The following is a 24225-nucleotide window of genomic DNA, read 5'->3' as shown; positions in this document are numbered from 1 at the left end:
TTCGTTAAAAATACAACTCACCACGCTTTGGAACAAATTCTGTTTTTGTTTTATTTATAACATTTTGTTGTATATTTCATTATTGGTTATTATTTTTTTGTGATGATCGAGAAGAGAATTAGATTTGATAAAATTTTAATGGGCTATGAAGCAAAATGACTTGCTAAAAATTGCAAAAACCTACGGCGACCCCGTCTATGTATACGATTCAGAAAAAATCACTTCCCAGTTCAACAGATTGACCTCTGCCTTCAGTGGCGTGAAGAAACTGAAATTGAACTATGCCGCGAAGGCATTATCGAATATTGCGATCCTTAAGCTGATGAACAGTCTAGGCAGCGGGTTGGATACCGTCTCCATTCAAGAGGTACAATTAGGACTACTGGCCGGTTTCAAGCCGGAAGCGATTATCTTTACGCCAAATGGGGTTTCTTTAGAGGAAATCGAGGAAGCTTCTAAATTGGGCGTGCGAATCAATATCGACAACCTATCCATATTAGAGCAATTTGGTAGTAAACACCCTGACATTCCCGTTTGTATACGAATCAATCCGCATGTTATGGCGGGGGGCAACTCGAACATTTCCGTGGGCCATATCGATTCAAAGTTCGGTATTAGCATACACCAGATTCCCCACTTACTTCGCATCGTCGACTTGACTAAAATGAACATCAACGGTATTCATATGCATACCGGAAGTGACATCCTCGATATCGATGTTTTCCTATACGCTTCTGAAATACTTTTCGAAACGGCCAAAAACTTTGAAAACCTAGATTTCATAGATTTCGGTAGCGGATTCAAAGTACCCTATAAAGAGGGAGATATTCAGACTAATATCGAGGAGTTGGGTAAAAAACTAAGTTCACGTTTCAATGAATTCTGTCAGGAATATGGGAAGGAGTTGACTTTGGCTTTCGAACCTGGAAAATTTTTGGTGAGCGAAGCGGGACATTTTTTGGCAAAGGTCAACGTGGTCAAGCAAACGACCTCGACGGTTTTTGCAAGTATCGATTCGGGGTTCAATCATTTGATACGGCCCATGCTTTACGGAGCATCTCATAAAATCACCAATATTTCGAACCCCAAAGGACGGGAACGATTCTATTCCGTAGTCGGCTATATCTGTGAAACAGATACCTTCGCGAGTAACCGTAGGATCAATGAGATATCCGAAGGGGACATTCTCAGCTTTCACAATGCCGGGGCCTATTGCTTTACCATGGCGAGCAATTATAACTCTAGATTTAGACCCCCGGAAGTCTTATGGCATAAGGGCGAAGCCATCTTAATTCGAGAGCGTGAGAATTTTGATGACCTACTAAAAAACCAAGTAGATGTCAAAGACCTGTTCAATCCGAAAAAGGAAAAAGCATCCGTGAAATAAAGATGTCGAAAATTCGTTAGTTTTGGTATAGTTGTTGGACTAATTCAAGAAAAACAAACCCGATGAAGTCACGTATACCAAATCTGTCAAAAGTTTTGCCTCTTCTTCTCTTCCTACTCTTACCCCTAAATAATAGGGCCCAAGAAGTCACTTGGCTTTCATGGAGTGAAGCCGCGACCTTGGCGGAAACGGATAAAAACCCCAAGAAGATTTTTGTGGATGTGTACACTGATTGGTGCGGTTGGTGCAAAAAAATGGACAAGGATACCTTCCAGAATGCTGAAGTGGCGGCCTACATGGAAGACAATTTTTACATGGTAAAGTTGGACGGAGAAGGTAAAGAACCAATTGAATTCAAGGGGAAGACCTACAAATTTGTGCCGTCGGGAAGAAAAGGATACCACGAGTTCGCAGCTGCCCTGATGCAAGGGAAATTGAGTTATCCAACTACCATCTTTCTTGATGAGGAAATGAATATGCTTTCTCCTGTACCGGGATATCAAAAACCCGGACCTTTTTTGAATATCGCCAAGTATTTTGGAGATAATATCTATCTCGAGAAAGATTGGAAGACCTATTCAGGAAGTAGCAAATAATCCGTATTCATCCTAAGTTCTCCATTCCGATTTCGATAGCTTTTTTAAACTTCTGACTTTGGTTACCTTTCAAGAATAATCATAGGCAGCAATCCTTGCCGTTATTATCTTGATATTTTGAAGTATTTCACCTTTTTACTTGTCCTAGCTCTACTATCCTCTTGCGAAAATCACATTACTGATACCGCTTTTTTACAAAAAGGTGTGCCTTTGGTTTTGGCACAATATCGATACGAGCATGTTTCCGAAGTAACTTATGACCTCTCGTTCACCATTCCCGAAACAAAAGAAAGCCCAATCGCCGCAACACTTCTTTTAGCCTTGAATCTTTCCAATCTCGATGTTCCGCTAATTTTGGATTTCAAAGAGGACTCCAAAAAATTGAAATCACTTAAGATCAACGGAAAACCGGAAGAGATCATTCATACAAACGAACATCTGGTAATACCGAACAAGGCACTTTTCCAAGGAGGCAATGAAATAGAAATAGCGTTTGACCTTGGCGAACTTTCCCTTAATAGAAACGAAGCCTACCTTTACACTCTTCTAGTGCCCGATAGGGCCAGGACCCTTTTACCATGTTTCGACCAACCAAACATCAAAGGTAAATATACCTTGACCATTACAGCCCCCGAAAACTGGCAAGTACTCTGCGGAGCACCTCTTAAGAAAATCATTCGGGAAGGCAACAGCAATAGGCATCAGTTCAAGCAAACCGAAGCAATAAGCACCTATCTCTTTTCTTTTGTCGCAGGTGAATTTCAAAAAGCCTTTGAAAGCCCAAAAGGTATCGATATGAATTTATTTTACAGGGAGAATGATAGTACCAAAATCAAGCAGAGTATTCCAGATATTTTCAATGCGCATCAACAATCCGTCCAGTTTTTGGAAGACTATACATCCTATGATTTTCCCTTTCAAAAACTAGATTATGCTACCATCCCCGGATTTCAGTATGGCGGCATGGAACATGTAGGCGCCATTCAATATCGAGAAGGAGCGTTATTTATGGACCAAACCGCAACCGATAATCAAAGACTGCGTCGGGCGAAACTTATTGCCCATGAAACTGCCCATATGTGGTTTGGCAACTTGGTTACCATGGACTGGTTCGATGATGTGTGGATGAAAGAGGTATTTGCAAATTTTATGGCAGACAAAATCGTCAACCCGGCCTTTCCCGATATCGATCATGATTTGGCTTTCATGGTCGCTCATTACCCCAGAGCTTTTGCCGAAGATAGAACCTTAGGTACCAACCCAATTCGCCAACCTTTGGAAAACCTCAATGATGCAGGATCCTTGTATGGCAGCATCATCTATAATAAGGCCCCCATTATGATGCGTCAATTGGAAACTGCGATGGGGAAAAAAGCTTTTCAAAAAGGGATTCAACGCTATCTTAAAAAATACGCTTACGATAATGCCACTTGGAATGACTTGGTACTCCTCTTGGATGAAGAGACGCCACTTGACTTAAAAGCTTGGAGCGAAATATGGGTCAATCGATCAAGTCGACCTTTATTTCAATCGAAAATCAAGTACGCTTCCGACAATACCATCGCGTCTTTTATACTCAGCCAAACGGCTGAGGATGGCAGTGATGGTTTTTGGCCGCAATCTTTCAATATTACTTTACAATATCCGGATACGTTAGTGTCGCTACGAGCCGACATTCAAAAGCAAAAGGAACTACTGGTGGCGGCAAAGGGTCTCCAAAAACCTGAAGCGATCATCTATAATTCCGATGGTATGGGTTATGGTGTTTTTCCTGTTGAGGCTTCGTTTTTACAAAAAATTCCGCTACTTGAAAACCCAGTCACAAGAGGCTATGGTTATATCAATATCTACGAGAACGTACTTACCGGTACTATTTCGGCCTCCGATGCCTTTCAGCTATATAAAGAAAGCCTGATCACAGAAAAAAATGAACTATTGGTTAGTTTAGCCAGCAATTATTTAAATAAGGTTTACTGGAAATATCTTAGTAAATCACAACGTGCACAATACCAACAGCCATTGGAAAAGCAGTTGTTGACACAATTAAAATCGGACCTTCCCGCGAATAGTAAGAAAATCCTTTTCGGGCGGTTTCGTTCCATTGCTTATTCGGAATCTGGAAAGGAAGACCTCTTTGCCATTTGGAATAAAACCATGCAAATTCCCAATCTTAGGTTGAACCAAGATGATTATACTGCGATAGGACTTGATTTGGTGCTTTATGGACATCCACAACACAAGGAAATTCTGGAGCAAGCCCAGGCTGACATCACCAATCCGGATAAACTAGAACGCTTTAAATTCCTGATGCCAGCGGTTTCAAACAACCAAAATGTCCGCGATACGTTCTTCGCGTCGCTGCAAAAAGAGGAAAACCGGGGCAAAGAAAATTGGACGCTGACCGCATTGGGTTATTTAAATCACCCAGCTCGTCAAAAAGAGAGCGCAAAATACCTTGCCAGAAGTTTGGCCATGCTCGATGAGATTCAAAAAACGGGAGATATCTTTTTTCCAAAAGGGTGGCTGAATAATACCATCGGTAAGTATACTTCTAAAGAGGCTTTTTCAATTTTGGAATCGTTTATCAAAGAAAATCCAGATATGAACCCAGCACTATTGAAAAAACTGCGGCAAGCCTCAGATGATTTAAGAAGGGTCCAACTGTTGCATAAAAAAGTGAACCTCGGAAATAACTAGTTTTCTTATTTTCCTTTTTTGGCCACGGTCGCAAACTGCAAATAGAACATATCCATCGCCGTGAAGAAAAAAGGAATGTTGTAAAGATAAGGCTTCAGTGATCGGGTTCTGTTGATTCCTTTGTGGCTTATGATTTTAAAACCCAAATTCCCATACATATTCGCGATACTGCTTTTGGTAAAAAAACGCATGTGGGTTTTATCGAAGATGCCATGTCCTTCGTATTCAAATTTTTTCTGTAAGATGATCTTTTTAAAGGCGTCGTGATACCGAATATTAGGAATCGAACTAATGATTACCCCGTTTTCGGTCAACTTTGATTTCAGATGTCCTAAAAAGGTATAGGGGTCAACCAAGTGTTCCAATACGTCATTGCAATAGATAACGTCAAAATAGGTATCCGGTAAATCATTTACAAAGTTTTCGCATGGGCCGATAAAAACTTTATCCAAACGTTTTTTCGCTTCTTCGCCTGGTTCTGGCATTAATTCGATACCCCAAACTTCCGCACCCAGCATATTTTTGATTTGAAGGGCGAAGGTACCCTCCCCACAGCCTACATCCAAAGCCCTTTTACAGGTTTCAGGTAGAAAAGCCAACATTTCAGGACGCTCATGATTGAAATAGTCGTCAGCTTTGTTCGTATAGTCCATAGAGCGATTATCTGCTATAGTTCGGTGATTCTTTCGTAATGGTTACATCATGGGGATGACTTTCATTGATACCACTAGCTGTGATCTTAACGAAACGGCCTGTGTTTTGAAGCGTACTGATATCCTTGGCTCCACAATAGCCCATACCGGCTCTTAGTCCACCCACGAATTGATGGATGCTCTCAAACAAATCTCCTTTATAGGGTACCCGACCTACAATGCCTTCGGGGACCAACTTTTTAATATCATCTTCCACATCTTGGAAATACCGATCCTTGGAGCCTTGCTTCATGGCCTCTACCGAGCCCATACCCCGATAGGATTTGAACTTTCGTCCTTCATAAATGATCGTTTCGCCTGGGGATTCTTTGGTACCGGCCAATAAAGACCCTAACATCACCGTATCGGCACCGGCAGCAATTGCTTTGGGAATATCTCCTGTATATCGAATACCACCATCGGCGATTACGGGTACGCCGCTTCCTTTGATCGCGGCAGCGACCTCAAGTACCGCAGAAAATTGAGGGAATCCGACTCCGGCCACTACTCGGGTAGTGCAAATGGAACCTGGCCCGATACCTACTTTTACAGCATCTGCCCCGGCTTCTACGAGGTATTTGGCAGCTTCGCCCGTAGCGATATTCCCTACGATGACCTCCAAATCGGGAAACCTCTTTTTCACTTCCTTCAATACGGCCACAACACCTTTGGTATGGCCATGCGCCGTGTCGATTACTACCGCGTCTACGCCGGCCTTCACCAAGGCTTCCGCCCTGTCAACGGCATCACCAGTGACCCCAAGTGCGGCCGCTACGCGCAACCTACCGTATACATCCTTATTCGCAATCGGTTTTTGGGTGAGCTTGGTGATATCACGAAAAGTAATCAGGCCGACCAGTTTGTTTTCCTTATCGACAACCGGTAATTTTTCGATTTTATGTTCTTGTAGAATGTCTTCGGCTTCAGAAAGTGAAGTACCTTCCCCTGCCGTAACCAAGTTTTCGGAAGTCATCACTTCCGAAATGGGTCTTTCGTTATTCTTTTCAAAACGCAGGTCACGATTGGTCACGATACCAATAAGTTTGCCCGCATCATCCACGATTGGGATTCCACCGATACTGTGCTCCTTCATATTCGCTTTCGCGTCGCTTACCTTTGAATTTAAAGGCATCGTAACCGGGTCAAGTATCATTCCGCTTTCAGCTCGTTTCACCTTACGAACCTTTATGGCCTGCTGCTCAATGGTCATGTTTTTATGCAACACGCCGATACCGCCTTCTTGGGCTATGGCTATGGCCATTCGCGATTCCGTAACGGTATCCATTGCTGCTGAAACAATGGGAACATTGATGGTTATGTTCCGAGTAAATTTTGATTTGATACTGACTTCACGCGGAAGTACTTCGGAAAAGGCAGGAACGAGGAGTACGTCGTCATAAGTAAGACCTTCTCCAACTATTTTATCAAGGTGGGCTTGCATGGCAATTAATGATTAATTGCGTGCAAATGTAGTGAAAAAAAGGGAAAGCGCTTCGCCCTGACCTTCAGTAACCTTACCTTTCTGGCCTGAAGAATATCAAGATCAAACCTTCTTAACTCTATTTGTCCAAAGCATAGTTCTTCCGTGCATTTTTCGCCCAAGAAATCAATGTTGCCTTTTCCTCTTCAGTGATACCGCCATGAATAAGTGCATATCCCTTCTCCGGCATTTCACCTTCCTCCACTTCCTCTATCAGTTCATCTAATTTGTGATCTCGCTTTTTAGCATCGTAGCTGTCCCATTCGGAAACATTGAAATGTTCATTACCCTCTTCTACATGATCGGCGATCAAAAGAGAGATCGGCGCCACTTCGGCATACCATGGATAATCGGTCTTATTGCTATGGCAGTCGTAACATTTACGCTCCAATAACGCTTTGACTTCAGAACTGGGTTGTGTCTCTGTTTCGAAGGAAGCTACCTCTCGATACTCCGCCTCGTTTTTTTCAGGGCGATAGAATTGTAACAGGACCAAGGCAATAAGCAAAACGATTAAAACTCTTTTTAGGATTTTCATAGGTATCGATTTTATAATTTAAATTGAAGTGTAGTGTAAAATGTTCTCGGTTCGGAGGGAATGATTCCCGGACCTGGATACCCCGTCGCCCGTCGCGTAAAAAAACTAGCGTCTAAGAGGTTATTGATTCCAGCTTCCAACTTCCATTTTTTATAGGTATAGGACAGGGAAAAGTCCAAAATATCATAGGCGGGAATGGTTCCCTCAATTCCTCGTTGGTTATCATTGACATCTTGAGGCGCATTGGTCGCATCGGTAAATTGTTCCGACAGGTAGGTGTACTGTATACTACCCAACAGGTTTTGATATCCAAAGCTGAGACCTGTTTTAAGATTGACCGTGGGTATGAACTCTACCTGATTTCCTTCTACATTTACTTCTTCCGATGAAAGATACTCCGATTTTGTCAAAGCCAGATTGGTAAAGAAATTAAGTTTTATATGTTCTGACTCGGGCATAAAGGTTTCTTTTAAACTCCAATTGGCAAAACTTTCCAATCCGTACATGAAGGCCGTTCCGATATTACCTCGAAAACGAACGATCCCGCCGGTCTCTATTTCTTGACCACTATCATCGATTCGGGTTCTCGCCTTTAAGATTTCACCAAGGCGATTATCATATAGTAGTCCGAAACCACTTATATCATAGGACAAGACATCGCGATAGCGCCCCCTAAAGCCCAAATCGGCTGTAAAACCATCTTCGTCACTGATATTCGGGTCCACTTGAAAAGATGGGTTGACGACACGGATATCACTAAAGGTTACCGATCGGTAATTTTGGGAAAAGTTACCATAGAGTTCGACGCTGGTTGAAAGTTTATAGGTCGCCCCTAGGCCTAGCAACAAAAAGGTACGATCAAAGACCCGATTATCTTCTATGTCTTCATTCAATAAAGGATTTCCGGCTAAATCAAGTACAATATTCTTATAACTTCCCAAACTCTCGGTCTTAATATGCTCCAAACGAAAACCGGGGGTTAAGGTCAGTTTATCGGTAAGACTGAAAATGTTTTCTCCAAAGAAGGCGATGTTCAGATTGGGAAAATCGAATTGTGATTGCCTCTCGTAATTTGGAAACTCCGTATCCGCGAATGTAAAGTCCGCATTGAATGCATTTGACCCAGGACCCTGCCGCTGATCGTTGGACGTTTTGTAAAATTTGGACCCGAGCAAGAGCGCAGATTCTTTTCCTCTGAGTTTGTAACGGGTCAACACTCTTGCTTCGGCTCCCCAGTTTTGAAAATTATCAACTAGTAGTTCGCGAGGGCCATCGAGGTCATCGGCTTGTGAAACACGGTTAGTTCTAAATCCCAATGCTTTTCGCGAGGCGTCCAAACCAAAGACATCGAGGCTGAAATCGGTATTGGATGAGAATTTGTGGTCCAATCGCACCGAGTACAACTTCCAGTCTACATCGAACCAGTTTCGTTCTCGATTGCTAAAAGTCGGATCTTCCAAAAATTGGGCATCGGTCAAGCCACCAGGTTGTTGGGCAAGATAGTTTAGGAATGTGGTTTCAAAAGTCAACTTGGTTTTATCGGAGAGTGCATACCCCAAGTGTGCAAAATAGTTTCGGCTCCCAAAGGTGGAGTTCGGCCGAAATCCGCTTCCTTCCTTGTAATTGAAATAGGTATAGTAACTCAGTTTACCGATGGTACCACTTAGGCTATTGAAGCTCGTTCTTAAATCAAATGAGCCTAAGGTCTGTCGAGATGTCCATTCGATTTTTTTTGTAGGATTGGGCTTTTTGAACTTGAAATTGACCAGACCGCCGAACTGGGTGCCATATTGTAAGGAAGCCGCTCCGCGCACTACCTGTATCTCTTCCAAGGCCTCCGCTGGTGGGGTATAGTAACTTTCGGGATACCCTAGGACATCGGCGCTAATATCATATCCGTTTTGTCGTGTGTTGAAATTGGCCGTGCGATTTGGATCCAGGCCCCGCCCTCCGATATTCAATTGCAGGCCTGCATCCCCATTATCATAAATATTCAGACCTACTACCTGACTATATATCTGTCTGGCGTTGTTTGCCGCCAGATTTCCAGTAATACCATCTACTAGAACCACTTCACTTTTCTTGCCGGCATAAATAGCGGTTCCTTCTACCTTCTTCAACCGTTGTAACGAAAAGAGACGCTCTCGACGTTTGATCAAGACCACCTCGGGAAGATTCTTTGTTTCGAGAGGTTGTAAAACAATATCGAAAGTCAACGGTTTATCAAACGTCAATTCTTGTTCAAAGACCTCATACTCAAAGGCGAAAACGATCACTGTATATTTCCCGCCGACGATATCGGAAAATACAAAACCTCCGGTATCATCGGTATAAGTCAGTCTTTGCAACTCTTTAAGGTAGACTTCGGCATCGGGTACCGGTGACCCGTTCCTATCCGAAACTTTTCCTGTAATGACATTTTGAGACCAGCCAAAACTAGCGATCAAAAAAATGATGATATAACTATAGTCCCTTAATCTCATCTTTGAATGGAATGATCCATGTTTTATGTTCGAATGATTCTTTCTGCTCGGCTAAATTGACGTCGGGATCGATAAACGCTGTACTCAACCTCCCGTTCAAAGCCACTTGACTGTCTACATAGACCTCTACTTCTTGATGGCCATCCTTTTCAAAATTGTGCTTCAGGAAATGGGCGTATTCCAGAATAAAGTCAGATTGAAATGCCATTTGCTTTTCCTGAAAAGGGGTCAAAAAGTCCGTATTGTCTACATAAAACCATCGCCCGGATTTTCCGTCGACAATTTTGAATTGGGCATAGCCCGATTTCTCAGTGAGCATGACGCGCCATGAAAAACGATATCCCTCTTCCGTCCAGAACAGCTCACCAGGGTAAAGCAAATAACGGAAGGGGACACACAATTGCGCTATAAAAAAGAGCATCAGAACTCCATAGGTCGCTTTGGTTATGGGACTCGATTTGAACATAAGACCGCTACCATTGTCAAAACGCTCTTTGGTGAAACGAAATACTTTTGCGATGTACTGTAGTAATTTTTGGTGTATGCGTGCATCAAAAAATATCAGGGTCGATACGATCATGATGTACGGGAACATCCCTATAGGAAACAAAACCCGTGTCAACACGTGAAAAACAACAACCATGATAAAAGCGAATACGCGTGTTCGACGATACAACAGTAAAAAAGGAATGGCCAAATCATATCCGGCTCCCGCCCAGCTAAATGCATACTGCATCCACTCTTGGCTCAACAGATTTCCAAGAAGGGGGGTATCAAATTTGGAAGGCAACCAAATTTTTAGGGGCATGGCCTCTAGGAGCCAATCAGAATTCAATTTGGCCAAACCCGCATAAAGGTAGACGATGCCCAGTAAAAGTTTGATGCTATTGGCACACCAAGCAGGAATGTACTGAAAGGCCTTCTTCGGGTTTTTAGCGGCATCCAAAGAAAAATAGGCATTTGCCGGAAGGAAAATCATCAAAAATGCCAATAGACTGATAAAGTAATAATGATTGAGATAGGTCGTCTTGTCCATCAGCTCAATATAGGTGAAGCTCAGAAAAAAAGTAATGGCCGCTGCTCGATACTTGTACCCGAGGGCGATAGCTATTGAAGAAAAACCACAAATCACAAAAAGCATGTAGGTGTAACCGCCCAGAGGCTTTATCCATTCGAAGCCGTAGTATGAAAAGAAAAAATTAGGTTGTATATACAATTTGTCGATCCAGCCATAGGACCAAAAACGGACGATACTCAAAAACATCATCAGCCCGAACAAAATACGGAAGACCGCTAGTGGAGCTGCCTCCTTAGGTGCAAAGACATATTTTTCTTGAAAGGACCTCATCAGTTAATCCCCATCTGCGTCAACAAAATCGATGCTGATGCTCATGGCCGATACCATATCAACTTTAAAGAGAGGAACTGCTCGCTGTACTTCATCATAAGCCAGTAACATGTCCGTTGGTGGGTCGTTATTCTCGATTTCAACGCGAAAGGCATCCAAGGTCTCCACCATTTCGCGGGCCTTGTTCAATTGATCATTGATGACTTTAGTCAAATCTTCGCCATCCTTTAAGGTGTTCAATGCATCTAGATAAGAGGCCAAACTTTCACCTGAAGTGTCGGAGCCATAGTGTTTGCCATTGAAGAAATCTTGAACCGCCTGCAGTCCTTCAAGAAAAAGCACGTTAGAAATCTCGGGCTCATAGAAGGCCTCTACATTTTGCGGTAAGGTGCTACCTGAAAAAACGCCCAGAGGAATACCCATTTTGCCAGCTCTTAGAAATTTTTCGTAGTAGAAAACATAATCATTTACAAAACGGTCTACCGAAGCTGTTGCCGAAGCTCCATCATTTGACACGAAGGTATTACGATACTCGGATTTCCAGTCGGATAAAATGGAGGCGGTACGTGTTTTCATATCCGCTAAGACCGCATCTATATAAGCAAGTAGTTCCTCTTTATTTTCGCCATTGAATTTTGATACTATAGTTTCATCGGTCGTAGCAAGACCATTCAAGAGATAATCCAATGCGGGAAAGCCTTTTGCAGCCCTATTGGAAGGCAGTGATAGGTCATATGATCCCGATATGATCAATTCATCGATTTTGGTCGCGTCAGTGGGAAAAATATTCATGTTCAGGCGAAAATCCAGCACTTCAGCAGGGCCGATCTCGAACATCGAAATCCATTGCCAGCTTTTATAGGACGTTAGCCAAGAACTGCGAAACGCCTCTAAATTTGAACTGCTCGCGTCTGCCTTAAAATTTTCAAAGGAGGTCATCAAGTCAAGAAGAGTGGCATCGAAGGCTTCATAACCCGGGATAATGATGTTATCGGCCCAATTGACCAACATGGTATTGCGTTCGAAACTCACTTCTTGGGGCGGTGTTGGCTCCGGGTTCCCAGTTGTTGGTGGTACGGGTGCTTCTCCGTTGTCCGAAGAACAAGCCCAAAGCAGACCTAAAAACAAGAGTGTTCCCAATAACTTTTTCATTTCTTATTTTTATTTATTCTAAGTAAACAAAAGTAAAAAAGCAGCCTGTTCTAACCTAAGAACAAGCCGCCTTTTTTTTAAAATTTCAAAAAAACTATTCTGCCGCCTGGGCCAATGTAAAATCGAATCGCTCCGCAATGGCGGTCGCAATGGCGTCAAGAGTTTCGGGGGTCACATCCCAAAGTCCGTTTGCACCGTCGTCCATCAAATCTGTTAAGAAGGCATCAACCTCTGCTTTTGTGAAGTAAGCATCAGATGAATTTGGCTTTCGCGTAAATTGTAGGCTATAAATAAAACCGTATCCTTCCGACAGGTCATGAAAGGCCGTGCCATATGCAGGTGTCTCTCCGGCCAAAGGCACTTTTGCCTGTTGCAAGTAGTATACCGCTCGAATACCGATTATCTCGGATATTTTCTCCTTAATGAGTTCAGCTTGTTCATCGCGCACATCATACGCTTTTGCCACTATTGCCGCACGGCCAAGCTTAAAGGCCTGAAAAATATCATCGGCGATACCCGCGAAATCGGCATCCCCCTCTACTCGACCCACGTATTTGTTGAGGAAACTATCAGCCCCCAAATCCGCATTCGGATCTGCGGAATCGGCATTGAGTCCGAAAACATATCCATAGGCCTCATCCCATTTGTGTTCCATGTTCGTGTAGGGTTTGCCTTCTGCCACGACATTTTCATCATTGTCGGCCCGATTTTCACCAGCATCGAGTACTGCCGGGCTCAAGTAGTTGTTCAAAGCTTGATCTACGGTCAATGCGCCAATAAGTCCTTTATTGAACAGTTGGTTATATTCCAACCCTTTGGCGCTGACATACCTGGTAGAAGACCCATCTGCCAATTGACCAGCTGAACCAGCGGTTGCAACTACCCCCCAGTTAGGAAAGACTTCAGTCACCTGAGCGCTAATCCATCCATCAAAATCTGCACGGATCAAGGCTTGATCGGTGGCATTAGCACTGAAATAGTCGGCTGATGCCGCCGTTTTACTCCGTATATTCTTATCGGAGGCGTTTAAATCGGCATCCTCAAAATCCATAACACCTTCTAAATGGGCGTACATGGCCTGTATTTTTTCAGTGGTATTGGTTTCCAATTTGAACGCGCTTAATAGTTCATCACCCATCTTCAATCGTGTGGTCTGGCCGTCAAAACTAATCGTGGACTCACCATCTCTTTCGAAAGTATAGCTCGCTGGGTTGTCGATCGCCGCTGTACATGGAGTGCAACTACCACCACAATCGACCCCGGTCTCATCACCGTTCTGCACACCATCCGTGCAGGTTGGATCAATAGCTACAATAGGAGGATCATTATCATCGGAGGAACAAGACGTAGTGAAGATTACGGCAGGAAAGGCAAGGATAAGTAATACTTTTTTCATTCTATATTTATTTAGACTTGTTTTAAATAAAACACAAAACTAAATCAACACAGATTAGCTGCCAAATTTATTTAGAATTATTCTAAATAAATTTTCATTTTTAACATTTTGAGCGTGTTGGAGACAGCAGAGCAGCTTGGAGGGCATTAAATGGCAGTCGTTAAAGTCTAGGGCAGCGTCTGCAATTGCTCTTCCCTTTCTTCTTGTATTTTTTACAGCACTTCTTTTTTGGAGTACCAACGCAACCCCCACAATCAGAGGCAACTATAATACAGGGACTCACAAATACTACTGATTTCATTATTTTTATTAAATCTAAATAATAACAAAACTACAAAAAAAAGATGCCGACAGACGGCATCTTATAAATTTTTTTCAACAATCGTGAAACCTATTCTTCTACATCCACTGAAGTTGCGATCGTATTGATATCTCGATCGAACATATAATGTCCGGACTTATCATCGCCGATAATATTCAGTTTATCCAATAAGGTGCGGGCTACAGCTTCTTCTTCCAGTTGTTCTGTCACGTACCATTGCATGAAATTGTGAACATTATAGTCTTGAACATTTAGACATTCGTAAATCACATGGTTGATCCGCTCCGTAACGAACATCTCGCTCTTTAGAAATGCCTCAAATAGCTCCCGTAATGAATTATAGGACGCCTTGGGTTTTTCCAAAGCGGAAACCTCGACCTTTCCTCCACGTTCATTGACGAACTTCACTAATTTGATCATGTGTACCCGTTCTTCTTCTGACTGTGAATAGAAGAATTCCGCAATGCCATTGTACCCTTGGGCGTCTGCCCATGAGGCCATCGCCAAATAGTGCATCGAAGCATTTGCCTCGTATTTTATCTGGTCATTTAGTAATGTTTCTATTTTTTTGTTCATCGATACTATTTTTAGCAAAGTTAATGAGAATTAGACGAATCGAATACCCCTTTTACTACGTAACAACAGAAGTGCCCATACAGAAGTAGAAAGGGCCTGAGGTTGGGTTAAGCATTTTCGAGATGATTACTGTCTGAGTTAAAAAATCCCTAGAATCGGCAAAGTCATTCTTGTATGCTTAAACAACCGTAAAAACAAAATCAAATCCGTAACTTTATAAAAAGAATTTTTATGGCCTGCGAAAGTAGTTTTAGTATCATAAAGGGAGTATTTACCGCCTTTTTGGAAGAAAACGGACATCGAAAGACCCCTGAACGTTATGCTATTCTGGAGGAGATTTACAATAATGATGACCATTTAGATATCGATTCGTTATATGTTCAAATGAAAAACAAGAATTATAGGGTAAGCCGTGCGACCTTATACAATACCATGGAGCTTTTGCTCGATTGTCATTTAGTACGCAAGCATCAGTTTGGCAACAAAGTGGCCCAATATGAAAAATCTTTCTTCAAAAGCAATCACGATCATATCATCTTAACGGACACCGGCGAAGTTTTGGAATTCTGTGACCCCAGAATCGAAAAAATCAAGGAAACCATTGAAGAAATTTTCGATGTCAAAATTGACGAACACTCCCTATATTTTTACGGTACCCGCAACAGCGCCTCTACTCAAGAACACACCGATATCGTGAACATCGTAAGCGAAATGTAGGCACTTTCCGCTACGTTTTCAAGCGATACTGCTGCAGCGTACTATCCATATTTAACATGAATTGCGTTCCGCGTATTAAATCTTCCATTTGGCGCAAAATGGCTTCATCTACTTTAAGGCAGATATCGATCAAGGGGTTGGCACACCAAATCTTATTGCATTGACCCCCACATTCCTCGCAATAGCAAGGCTCGTGTGATTTAATGACTATTGCTAACAAATGGTCCAAATCAGCTCGCGACATAAATAGACCTACCGTGTCAATCACGAGCTGCATCTCACAGGCGGGATTAGGACTATTGTTCACATGAAACACGGCCCCATAATCATTTTTATATATCAGCTCCATTTTGTTTCGGAATTTATAGTGGTACTATTTCGTCTGCTTTACGGTTTTGTTGCTCTTGTATTGATACACGAACGAAGAGATTCTAAAAAATTGTATCTTGAGCGCTATGATAACTATAGTTTTTCCAGTTGGTCACTACTTGCCAAAAAAGCGGATTGTCGTTTTTAGGATATCAGGTTCTACCCTCCTTTAACATCATTCGTTGAGTAAAGAAAAAACGATTTATTCCTTCGTCAAAAATCGGTCTGTTCTTCATTCGGGTTATACACATAATTAAACGTGTAATAGCGGGCTGCATCGGCAAAACCGTCCGGATTGGTCGGGGCGTTTTCATAATAGCTTAAGACTTCCACTTTGGCGTATCTACCATCAAATGTTCTGAATACCAATACTTTTCCCGGTATTGGTGAAATCACGTTGGTCATGAAGTTATAGTTATACCAACCATTATCACTTCCCGTAGGAATTGCGAAAACAGCAGCGGCATCTTGAGCGAAACTTAGTCCATCAGCGGAGTTCACTTCACTAAAAATACCATCAACGATGGCAGCAGCGCCATTTCCGTTGCGTTCTGGTTCATCATTGGTTCCTGTTACATCGCCACCATTGACAGCAATAGTCGTACCCCTGAACGCAATATCCCATTCCGTATCACTTGTAGTAACTTCTCCGGAGGCAAAGCTGAACTTCGTAAACTCACCTCCTATATCGCCTTGGCCTTGACCTCCTATTTGCGGGGCAAATAAATTCTCCATAGTACCCGTCACCAAATCCGACCATACGGTAAAGCTCGTCGTCGCTGCCTTTGTGGTACCGTTGGCTACAATACTTACCTCCCCTGAGGTAGCGCCAGCCGGGATTGAAGTGACGATTTGGGTGCTACTCACCGAATTGATTGTGGCAGAAACACCGCCAAAAGTCAAATTGATACTACCGGCATCCGAAGGAAAATCGGTTCCGGTAATCGTAATTTCCGTTCCAACAGTTCCCGACTCCGGGGTGATAGCGGTCACTGTAAACTCCGCCACCGGATCGTCGTCATCGCTACAGGATACAAATCCGGAGAGCACTAATAGCATTGTACATAATTTTAGTGTTGTTTTCATAGTCATGCTTGTTTTGAAATTTAAAATTGAAAAGTTAAACGTGTAAATAATTGTATTCCAGGATTCACCAGAATTTCGTTGTCTTGGACCGCTAACGGGTTTTGTCCCTTGAAATCCAAAAGGTTGTTCGCTCCCAATTGCAATTGATACTTTTCGTAGAACGTCTTTCCTAAAGTGAGGTTGACCAATGCATATCCAGGGACAAAAGAATCGTCGAAATCATCCAACAAATCGTTTCCGTTCCGGTCTGTCAAACCGAATCTACTTCTATACACCACTCTTAAATTGGCATTGGCACCCCACTTTGGTACTTCATAAAAAACCTTGGCGTTCAACGTATGGCGTGAGCGGTTTTCCAAACCGAAATAATCGTCTTTTGTTAAACGAATAGTTTGTAAGGTCTCTGGATCACGGCCAAAAACTTCGCCATTGTTCAAGGCATCTTCCTTGTTATTGTCAAAAGCATAGAGCAATTGATATCCTCCTGAAAAGTTTAGGTTTTCCATGATACGGTACTTGACATTAAATTCTAGCCCTCGGGTATAAACGCTTTCACGGTTGATATACCCGAACACATTTTGGCCATTGCTTTTCGAGGCCAATATTCGAGTGTCGATCAGGTTGTCAAAATCATTTCGAAAGAAGTTAATATCCGCAGTGACCTTTCCATGGATATAAGTAAAGCCCGCATTATAACCGATAGAACGCTCTGCATTTAGTCGTTGACCCAAATCATTATCGTCAACGACCAGGTTTGCGATTTCATTATTGGTCACTAGTCGTTGTATGCCCTCCGCTTCGACCTCTTTTCCAAAGACGGAATATCCACCTCCGGCCGCGTTTGTAAAGTCCAAATAGAGTTGTCTGAAATCCGGGGCCTTAAAACCGCTACCTACTGAAGCCTTGAAAGCGAACTTGTCATTGAAATCATATCTCGCAGAGAATTTCGGACTCAATTGTGAATTGTATTCGCTGTGCGTATCGAACCGGGCTCCGGCAATGATGTTCAACTTATCTATTGGTTTAAAGTCGTATTGCGCGAACATATACTGGGAATCGAAACGTACGACATCGGCAAATAGGGAACGGTCGAGGGTCTCGAAATTGTATCCCGCACCTACGGTTAAGGTATTGTTCGCTTTAAAACTGTGATTGAAGCGTACTTCAGGACGAAACAATTGCTGATTGAAATCGTTCGCTATCAAAAGCATATTGTCAAGGGGATCGACGGTTTTTTCATCGGTAAAATATCGCGTGTAGTACAACTCGTATTGAAGATTCGAATTCTTGGAAAGTCGATGATCGACCCTTAACTGCACATTGGCGTCTTGTTCTTTACTGGTACTTGGATCAATATCGAATTCTTGGAAAAAGTAGCGTCCCGACGTAAAGACCTTGATCTTTTCACCAATATCAAAATATACCCGCCCATTTAAGGTGTAGTTATAGAACGGGTTAACGGTTTGGCTTTCATCTCCAGAGGCCAGATCAAAACCATTTGTACTTAAGCGATCTGCAAAAATAAAATATCCGAAGTCACCACGGCTTTGCCCCAAACTCACATTTGTATTTTGATTGTTGAACGTTGCGGCCCTATGCCCGGCCTGTCCTGAAACGCTATCAGAAGTTGGTTTTTCCGTAATGATATTGATGACACCCCCAAGCGCTTCGGACCCAAACAAACTCGATGAAGGCCCTTTTACTATCTCGATTTGCTTGATATTTCCGATCGCAAAACGACTTAAATCCAAGTTCCCCGAACTTCTTCCCACAACGGGCACCCCATCAATCAATATCATGATGTAATCTGAAGCGACACCCTGAATCTGTACACCCTCACCTCCACCAATTGTGGCGTCAGGAGTCATTACGATTCCGGTTTGCTCGTTTAATATCTCATTCAAGCGTGTAACCCCAGTGCGCTGAATCTGTTTTTGAGAAATCAAGGTTACAGGCAACGGTACGGAAGAAAGCTGTCGATAGGTCCGTGTTGCGGTAACAACCACCTCGTCTAAATCTTGAATACTGATAGAATCTTGTGAGACAGCTGTTTCCTGCCCATATAACGAGCCCATTAAAACTACCGTGAAAACAAGGCTTACAACCTTATTTAGAATCATTCCTAATAATTTTGTTGACAAATATAGATCTTATTTTTAATCAGTCTAAATAAATTTTATATTTTTGAAGAATTAATTTTAGAAACCATATTTAATCTTTTTGAAATGAAAAAACTGATAATAGCAGCAGCATACCTTTGCTTTTTAGGCACGATGGCCTTCGCCCAAAAAAACAATAATGAACAGGATCGAGAGGCCATAAAAAAGATGTGTGGCTGTTATGAGGTGACCTTTAATTTTGCAGAAACTTTCAACTATAGTACAGATTCTCTCTATAGACCTTCCAAGAATAAGGTAGACAAGGGGCTTGAATGGGCACAATTGGTAACCGACAAAGACGATCAAGTGGTCATACAGCATATTCTTCAAGTCGGAAACCCAGCCGACCCCATGATCGTAAAACACTGGCGGCAAGATTGGCTTTTCGAAAACACCGACCTCTATCTATATAATGGAGATAATCATTGGGGCTTTGAAAAGAAGAGCCCAGCGGAGGTTGCTGGACAATGGACCCAAAAGGTCTATCAGGTAGATGATAGTCCGAGATATGAAGGATCTGCTACTTGGGTGCATGTTGACGGCAAAAGCTATTGGGAAAATACTACCCCTGCCCCCCTACCTCGACGTGAATATACGACCCGTGGGGATTATAACATTACGCTGCGCGGCAATCGACACGAAATCACGGAAAATGGATGGATTCATGATCAAGACAATTCGAAAATCATTCGAAAAGAAGGTGAAAAAGATGTCGTGCTAGCCAAAGAGAAAGGATATAATACCTATATAAAAGTTCCTAATTCAAGATGCCAGGCCGCGGCAGACTGGTGGCAAAAAGAACAAGCTAAATGGGCAACCGTTCGTGCCAAATGGGGTTCGGTGTTTGCGCGAAATACAGACTTGGTGCTCAAAGAGAAGGTGGACAACAAGGTGTTGTACAAACACTTGTTCTCTGATGAGATCCAAAAAGAAAAAGAGATTGCCACCGTCATTGACGCCTTTGTTGAAGATTCCGAAAATGAAAAATCAAAAAGTAAATAAGGATACCATGAAAATCAGCAACAGTTATAGTGCTCTAATCGCGCTACTTTTTGTTTCCTTGGGTTTTGGACAGGACAATATTTTTTTGGATCGAACCTACTGGCAAGCCAATCCCTCAATTGCGGATATCGAGAAAGACATTACAGACGGAAACGATATAACAGCACTCACCAGCGCTATGTTTGACCCCGTATGTTACGCGCTTATGGAAAAAACGGACAACGCAACCATAAAGTATCTTTTGTCCAAGGAAGGAAATGAAGTGGACAAATTGACCCATGACGGCAGAACGTATATATTTTGGGCGGCCTACCGCAACAATCTTGAAATGATGCAGTATTTGGTCGAGAAGGGGGCCAAAGCGAATATTGAAGATAGTCATGGATACTCGGTAATGAATTTTGCTGCAGTGACCGGTCAAACGAACCCAGAATTATACGACTTTCTATTGGCCAACAAGGCCGATATTCAGTCTAAAAACCATAATGGTGCCAATGCTCTTCTCTTGGTCGCACCCTTCGCTAAAAAGTATGAATTGATTCAGTACTTTGTCGACAAGGGAATTTCTTTGAGTAGCCAGGACAACTACGGTAACGGACTGTTTCATTATGCCGTAAAAGGGGGTAAAATTTCTTTATTGAAGGATTTAGTTTCGAAGGGGATCGACTTTAACACTAAGAATAAAAATGGAGGTAATGCTATTCTTATGGCGAGCCAAGGCACCAGGAATTTCCAGAATCCCTTGGAAACCTATATCTATCTAGAGGGATTAGGGCTCAAAGCCAACGACACCGATTCCGAAGGAAGAAACCCTTTACACGCTATTGCCAAAAAGAGTGAGGACCTTTCTATTTTTAAGTACTTCATTGAGAAAGGTGTCGATGTCTCACAGAAAGACGTTGATGGTGTATCCCCTTTTATGAACGCAGCAAACCATAATTCTTTGGAAGTCGTCACCTTTTTAGCCGACTATGTCACAGATTTCAATGCTAAGGATGAAAATGGTCGCTCAGCGCTTATGATGGCCGTAAATCGCAATAATCCTGAAGTCGTTAAGTTCCTTCTGGAACAAGGAGCCGATACCAAAACCAAAGACAAAAAAGGGAACACCCTGGCCCATGCTGTGCTGAACACCTTCGATCAGAAAAAGCCGAAGGTATTCGAAACAAAATTGAGCTTACTACAGGCTAAGGGATTGGATGTAAAAGAAGTACAAGAAAATGGAAATACAATTTTACATCTGGCGGCCAAGGAAAACAACCTTTCACTTTTAAAAAGATTGAAGGCATTTGATATCGATATCAATCATAAAAATAACGACGGTAATACGGCCTTACATCTTGCGGCGATGAGTTCCACTTCTACCGACATTTTGAAGCATCTTGTTGACCAAGGCGCAGATTCTACAATACAAACGGATTTTGAGGAATCGGTATATGATCTGGTCAGTGAAAACGAAAAACTCAAAGGTCAACTGTCCAGCTTAGATTTTTTAAAATAGTAAATCGACTAAATAGGTAATGTATATCATGAAGATTTTTTTAAAAAATGCGCTTGTCCTAAGCATGCTCTTTGTTTTTGGATTTGTCACCCCTCCCGAAACGGTCAACTATAAATGTATGATCCAACTGACCAACTATACCGGAGAAGGCGCCTATGTCGTCGTATCGTTACTTGATACGAAAGGTGATTATATTGAAACCCTATATGTACAGGGCGATGACAATGAATGGTACCGGGATATCGAAGAGTGGTGGAAGCATCTATACGGCATCAAAAGACCCGATATCGATGCTATTGTCGGCGAAACAGTAACAGGTGGTCAACGCAAAATGACGGTATTGAAAATTCCGGCTGACAAAATCGATGCTGGGTATACGATACGTTTTGAATCTGCCGTAGAAGATCAAGAGTACTACAAGGATGATGTTGAATTCGAGCTCACCTCCGAAAATCTAAAGTCAAAAAAAGAAGGCAAAGGTTTTATTCGCTATGTGCGCATGATTCCGCAATAAACATACGTCATGACCGTCTCTATTTGGAGGTATAGTCATTTGGTATTGGCACTTACTTCCGCTCTTTTTTTAGTGCTTGCATCCGTCACTGGTGCCATTCTGGCTTTTGAACCTATCATTAGTGCCTCAAAGCCCTATAAGCCCATTGCTATTTCAGGCATTACCTTATCCGAAACCATTGAAGCCCTGGAGAACCATTATGACGAAGTTTTATCTCTAGAGGTGGATCATAACGACTTTCTTATCGCTTCGGTAGTGACCTCAAACGGAGACAGTGAAACCATTTTCGTGCACCCGAAAACCGGCGAAAAATTAGGCGAACCTACCCCTCAGTCGTCCCTTTTTCAATTTACCACCAATTTACACCGGTCGCTATTCCTTAAAAGCATCGGTCGTTTTTTTGTAGGGGTGGTGTCTTTTTTACTTTGCCTTATTGCCGTTACCGGTTTGGTATTGATCATCAAAAGACAAGGTGGGGTGCAAAAGCTCTTTTCGAGGGTTCAAAAAGACTATTTTGAACTGCGGTACCATGTCATTTTAGGACGCTTGTTCTTGGCACCGATTATTCTTGTAGCGGCAACAGGCGTCTATCTTTCGGCCGAGAAGTTTTCGCATATTCCAAATACCGAACGAACGCATCAAATGCTTGAGCCAAATTCGGCAATCAATCCCGATGTGATGCCGAATGAACTACAAATCTTCACAGAGCTCAAGCTATCCGAGGTCAGGTCGGTCAATTTTCCGTTTTCCGAAATGCCCGAAGATTATTTTGAGGTTACTCTTAAAGATAAAGAAGTGTATGTAGATCAATATACAGGTCAAATTCTAAGTGAGGTCAACTACCCGTTTACCGCCTTGGCCAGCAGATGGAGCCTCTTCCTGCATACCGGTCAGGGTTCGGCACTATGGGCACTGGTGCTCTTATCAGCCAGTATTTCTATTCTGTTTTTCGTGTATTCTGGCTTGGTCATGTGGATAAAACGCAGAAGGAGTGTAAAATCCAACTTCGTTATGGCCGATAAAGACGAGGCAAGTCATATCGTCTTAGTGGGTTCTGAAACAGGTAACACCTTTCGCTATGCCAAACAACTCTCCTCAGTGTTGACCCATGCCGGGAAATCAGTTTTCATGACCGAGCTGAATCGATTTTCCACCTATGAAAAAGCGGAACACTTCATTATATTGACCTCTACTTACGGGGAGGGCGATGCCCCAACCAATGCAAGAAACTTTGCGACCCTACTTACGCAACTTAAAACACGACATACGATAAAGTTCGCCGTGGTCGGGTTTGGTTCATTACTTTACCCCGATTATTGCGCTTTTGCCCTCGCCGTTGATGGGTTATTGGAAAAAACCGACGGGTTTGAAAGGGTACTGCCAATTCATAAAATCAATAACCAAAACGACCGTGTTTTTCAAGACTGGGTACATCAATGGACCGCGGAAACCAAAACCCCTATTGCGATTCAAATTTCTAGAAAACGGCAAAAAGTCCCCGTGGCCAAGCCATTCACGGTTGTAGAACGTACAGCTCTAAACGATGACAGTACTTTTTTGATACGCCTGCGACCCCATAGAAAAGCCAGTTTTCAATCAGGGGATTTGGCCGGAATTGTACCTGACGATGGTATTAAGAGACAGTATTCAATTGCCAAAATGGAAAATGACATCCTTCTAAGTGTCAAAAAACATGCGCATGGTGTTTGTTCGCCCCTACTAAGTGAACTTGAACTCGGGGAAACCATGAAAGTACTGATTGAAGAGAATATCGGTTTCCATTTTCCAAAAAACAACCAACCGGTGTTGCTCATTGCAAACGGAACAGGTATAGCTCCATTCTTAGGCATGCTGCATGAGAACCGTCGAAAAGTGGAAACATATTTGTTTTTGGGGCTGCAAAAAAGAAAATCCTTAGCACTATATGAAGGGATATTGTCGAGAGTCACTAAAAGAAAAAAATTAACCGATATTCAAATCGCCTATTCAAGGGAAGACAAATGCAACTACGTTCAAGACCTCGTCAAAAGAAATCCCGAACTGATCTCAAACCTCTTACGCGACGGTGGCAGCATCTACATATGCGGTTCGTTGAATATGCAAAAAGCAGTTTTAAGGGAATTGGAATCGATAACGGCAGAAAAACTGAATACACCCCTAAGCATCTACGAACATAGGGAACAACTAAAAATGGACTGTTACTAAGATGG

General features: G+C 42.5%; 19 protein-coding genes. 8 read left to right on the top strand and 11 right to left on the bottom strand.

Annotated features, from left to right (window positions below; genetic code table 11):
* Positions 1-145: 145 nt before the first annotated feature.
* From lysA to ACKWCA_RS22490, 3 genes are all read left to right on the top strand, one after another.
* Positions 146-1387 carry a diaminopimelate decarboxylase gene (lysA, locus tag ACKWCA_RS22500; protein ID WP_413980500.1) on the top strand — a complete coding sequence of 414 codons (1242 nt, stop codon included), beginning with the start codon at positions 146-148 and terminating at the stop codon, positions 1385-1387.
* A 62-nt stretch (positions 1388-1449) separates the two neighbouring features.
* On the top strand, positions 1450-1983 hold the full coding sequence (locus ACKWCA_RS22495) for a thioredoxin family protein (RefSeq protein WP_413980499.1): 534 nt from the start codon (positions 1450-1452) through the stop codon (positions 1981-1983).
* A 117-nt stretch (positions 1984-2100) separates the two neighbouring features.
* Complete coding sequence (locus ACKWCA_RS22490) at positions 2101-4680, top strand: M1 family aminopeptidase (protein WP_413980498.1); 2580 nt, start codon at positions 2101-2103, stop codon at positions 4678-4680.
* A gap of 5 nt (positions 4681-4685) precedes the next feature.
* Here ACKWCA_RS22490 and ACKWCA_RS22485 read toward each other — a convergent pair whose 3' ends face one another.
* The 8 genes from ACKWCA_RS22485 to ACKWCA_RS22450 all read right to left on the bottom strand — a co-directional run bounded on the left by ACKWCA_RS22485 (position 4686) and on the right by ACKWCA_RS22450 (position 14667).
* Positions 4686-5333, bottom strand: coding sequence for a class I SAM-dependent methyltransferase (locus ACKWCA_RS22485; RefSeq protein ID WP_413980497.1), 648 nt, complete (start codon positions 5331-5333; stop codon positions 4686-4688).
* A 7-nt stretch (positions 5334-5340) separates the two neighbouring features.
* On the bottom strand, positions 5341-6813 hold the full coding sequence (guaB, locus tag ACKWCA_RS22480; protein WP_413980496.1) for an IMP dehydrogenase: 1473 nt from the start codon (positions 6811-6813) through the stop codon (positions 5341-5343).
* 118 nt (positions 6814-6931) lie between these two features.
* Positions 6932-7390, bottom strand: coding sequence for a heme-binding domain-containing protein (locus ACKWCA_RS22475; RefSeq protein ID WP_413980495.1), 459 nt, complete (start codon positions 7388-7390; stop codon positions 6932-6934).
* 11 nt (positions 7391-7401) lie between these two features.
* Positions 7402-9873, bottom strand: coding sequence for a TonB-dependent receptor domain-containing protein (locus ACKWCA_RS22470; protein ID WP_413980494.1), 2472 nt, complete (start codon positions 9871-9873; stop codon positions 7402-7404).
* Entirely contained in the window at positions 9854-11221 is a 1368-nt protein-coding gene (locus tag ACKWCA_RS22465; RefSeq protein WP_413980493.1) for an HTTM domain-containing protein, read from the bottom strand. The genes ACKWCA_RS22470 and ACKWCA_RS22465 overlap by 20 nt, the downstream gene beginning before the upstream one ends.
* Positions 11222-11224: 3 nt before the next feature.
* Positions 11225-12373 carry an imelysin family protein gene (locus tag ACKWCA_RS22460; RefSeq protein ID WP_413980492.1) on the bottom strand — a complete coding sequence of 383 codons (1149 nt, stop codon included), beginning with the start codon at positions 12371-12373 and terminating at the stop codon, positions 11225-11227.
* A gap of 94 nt (positions 12374-12467) precedes the next feature.
* Positions 12468-13769 carry a DUF4856 domain-containing protein gene (locus ACKWCA_RS22455; RefSeq protein WP_413980491.1) on the bottom strand — a complete coding sequence of 434 codons (1302 nt, stop codon included), beginning with the start codon at positions 13767-13769 and terminating at the stop codon, positions 12468-12470.
* Between the two features lie 391 nt (positions 13770-14160).
* Positions 14161-14667, bottom strand: coding sequence for a ferritin (locus ACKWCA_RS22450; protein WP_413980490.1), 507 nt, complete (start codon positions 14665-14667; stop codon positions 14161-14163).
* 231 nt (positions 14668-14898) lie between these two features.
* Here ACKWCA_RS22450 and ACKWCA_RS22445 point away from each other — a divergent pair, with 231 nt between their 5' ends.
* A complete protein-coding gene (locus tag ACKWCA_RS22445) occupies positions 14899-15384 on the top strand; it encodes a Fur family transcriptional regulator (protein ID WP_413980489.1) in 486 nt (161 codons plus the stop codon).
* A 10-nt stretch (positions 15385-15394) separates the two neighbouring features.
* Here ACKWCA_RS22445 and ACKWCA_RS22440 read toward each other — a convergent pair whose 3' ends face one another.
* From ACKWCA_RS22440 to ACKWCA_RS22430, 3 genes are all read right to left on the bottom strand, one after another.
* On the bottom strand, positions 15395-15733 hold the full coding sequence (locus ACKWCA_RS22440; RefSeq protein WP_413980488.1) for a hypothetical protein: 339 nt from the start codon (positions 15731-15733) through the stop codon (positions 15395-15397).
* A gap of 233 nt (positions 15734-15966) precedes the next feature.
* A complete protein-coding gene (locus ACKWCA_RS22435) occupies positions 15967-16839 on the bottom strand; it encodes an IPT/TIG domain-containing protein (RefSeq protein ID WP_413980487.1) in 873 nt (290 codons plus the stop codon).
* Positions 16840-16859: 20 nt separating this feature from the next.
* The gene (locus ACKWCA_RS22430; RefSeq protein WP_413980486.1) at positions 16860-18959 is read right to left on the bottom strand and encodes a TonB-dependent receptor plug domain-containing protein; all 2100 of its coding nucleotides are present in this window, start codon (positions 18957-18959) and stop codon (positions 16860-16862) included.
* A gap of 105 nt (positions 18960-19064) precedes the next feature.
* Here ACKWCA_RS22430 and ACKWCA_RS22425 point away from each other — a divergent pair, with 105 nt between their 5' ends.
* From ACKWCA_RS22425 to ACKWCA_RS22410, 4 genes are read left to right on the top strand one after another with little or no spacing between them, the layout of a single operon-like run.
* Positions 19065-20000, top strand: coding sequence for a DUF6607 family protein (locus ACKWCA_RS22425; RefSeq protein WP_413980485.1), 936 nt, complete (start codon positions 19065-19067; stop codon positions 19998-20000).
* Positions 19978-21501, top strand: coding sequence for an ankyrin repeat domain-containing protein (locus ACKWCA_RS22420; protein WP_413980484.1), 1524 nt, complete (start codon positions 19978-19980; stop codon positions 21499-21501). The genes ACKWCA_RS22425 and ACKWCA_RS22420 overlap by 23 nt, the downstream gene beginning before the upstream one ends.
* Before the next feature lie 28 nt (positions 21502-21529).
* Complete coding sequence (locus ACKWCA_RS22415; RefSeq protein ID WP_413980483.1) at positions 21530-22015, top strand: DUF2271 domain-containing protein; 486 nt, start codon at positions 21530-21532, stop codon at positions 22013-22015.
* A gap of 9 nt (positions 22016-22024) precedes the next feature.
* Complete coding sequence (locus ACKWCA_RS22410) at positions 22025-24220, top strand: PepSY domain-containing protein (RefSeq protein WP_413980482.1); 2196 nt, start codon at positions 22025-22027, stop codon at positions 24218-24220.
* Positions 24221-24225: the final 5 nt, after the last annotated feature.

The sequence above is a fragment of the Maribacter corallii genome (genome assembly GCF_047345415.1).
In the GTDB taxonomy this organism is placed as follows: domain Bacteria; phylum Bacteroidota; class Bacteroidia; order Flavobacteriales; family Flavobacteriaceae; genus Maribacter_C.
The sequence above is the reverse complement of the archived record's forward strand: the minus strand, read 5'-3'. Positions and strand labels throughout refer to the sequence as shown.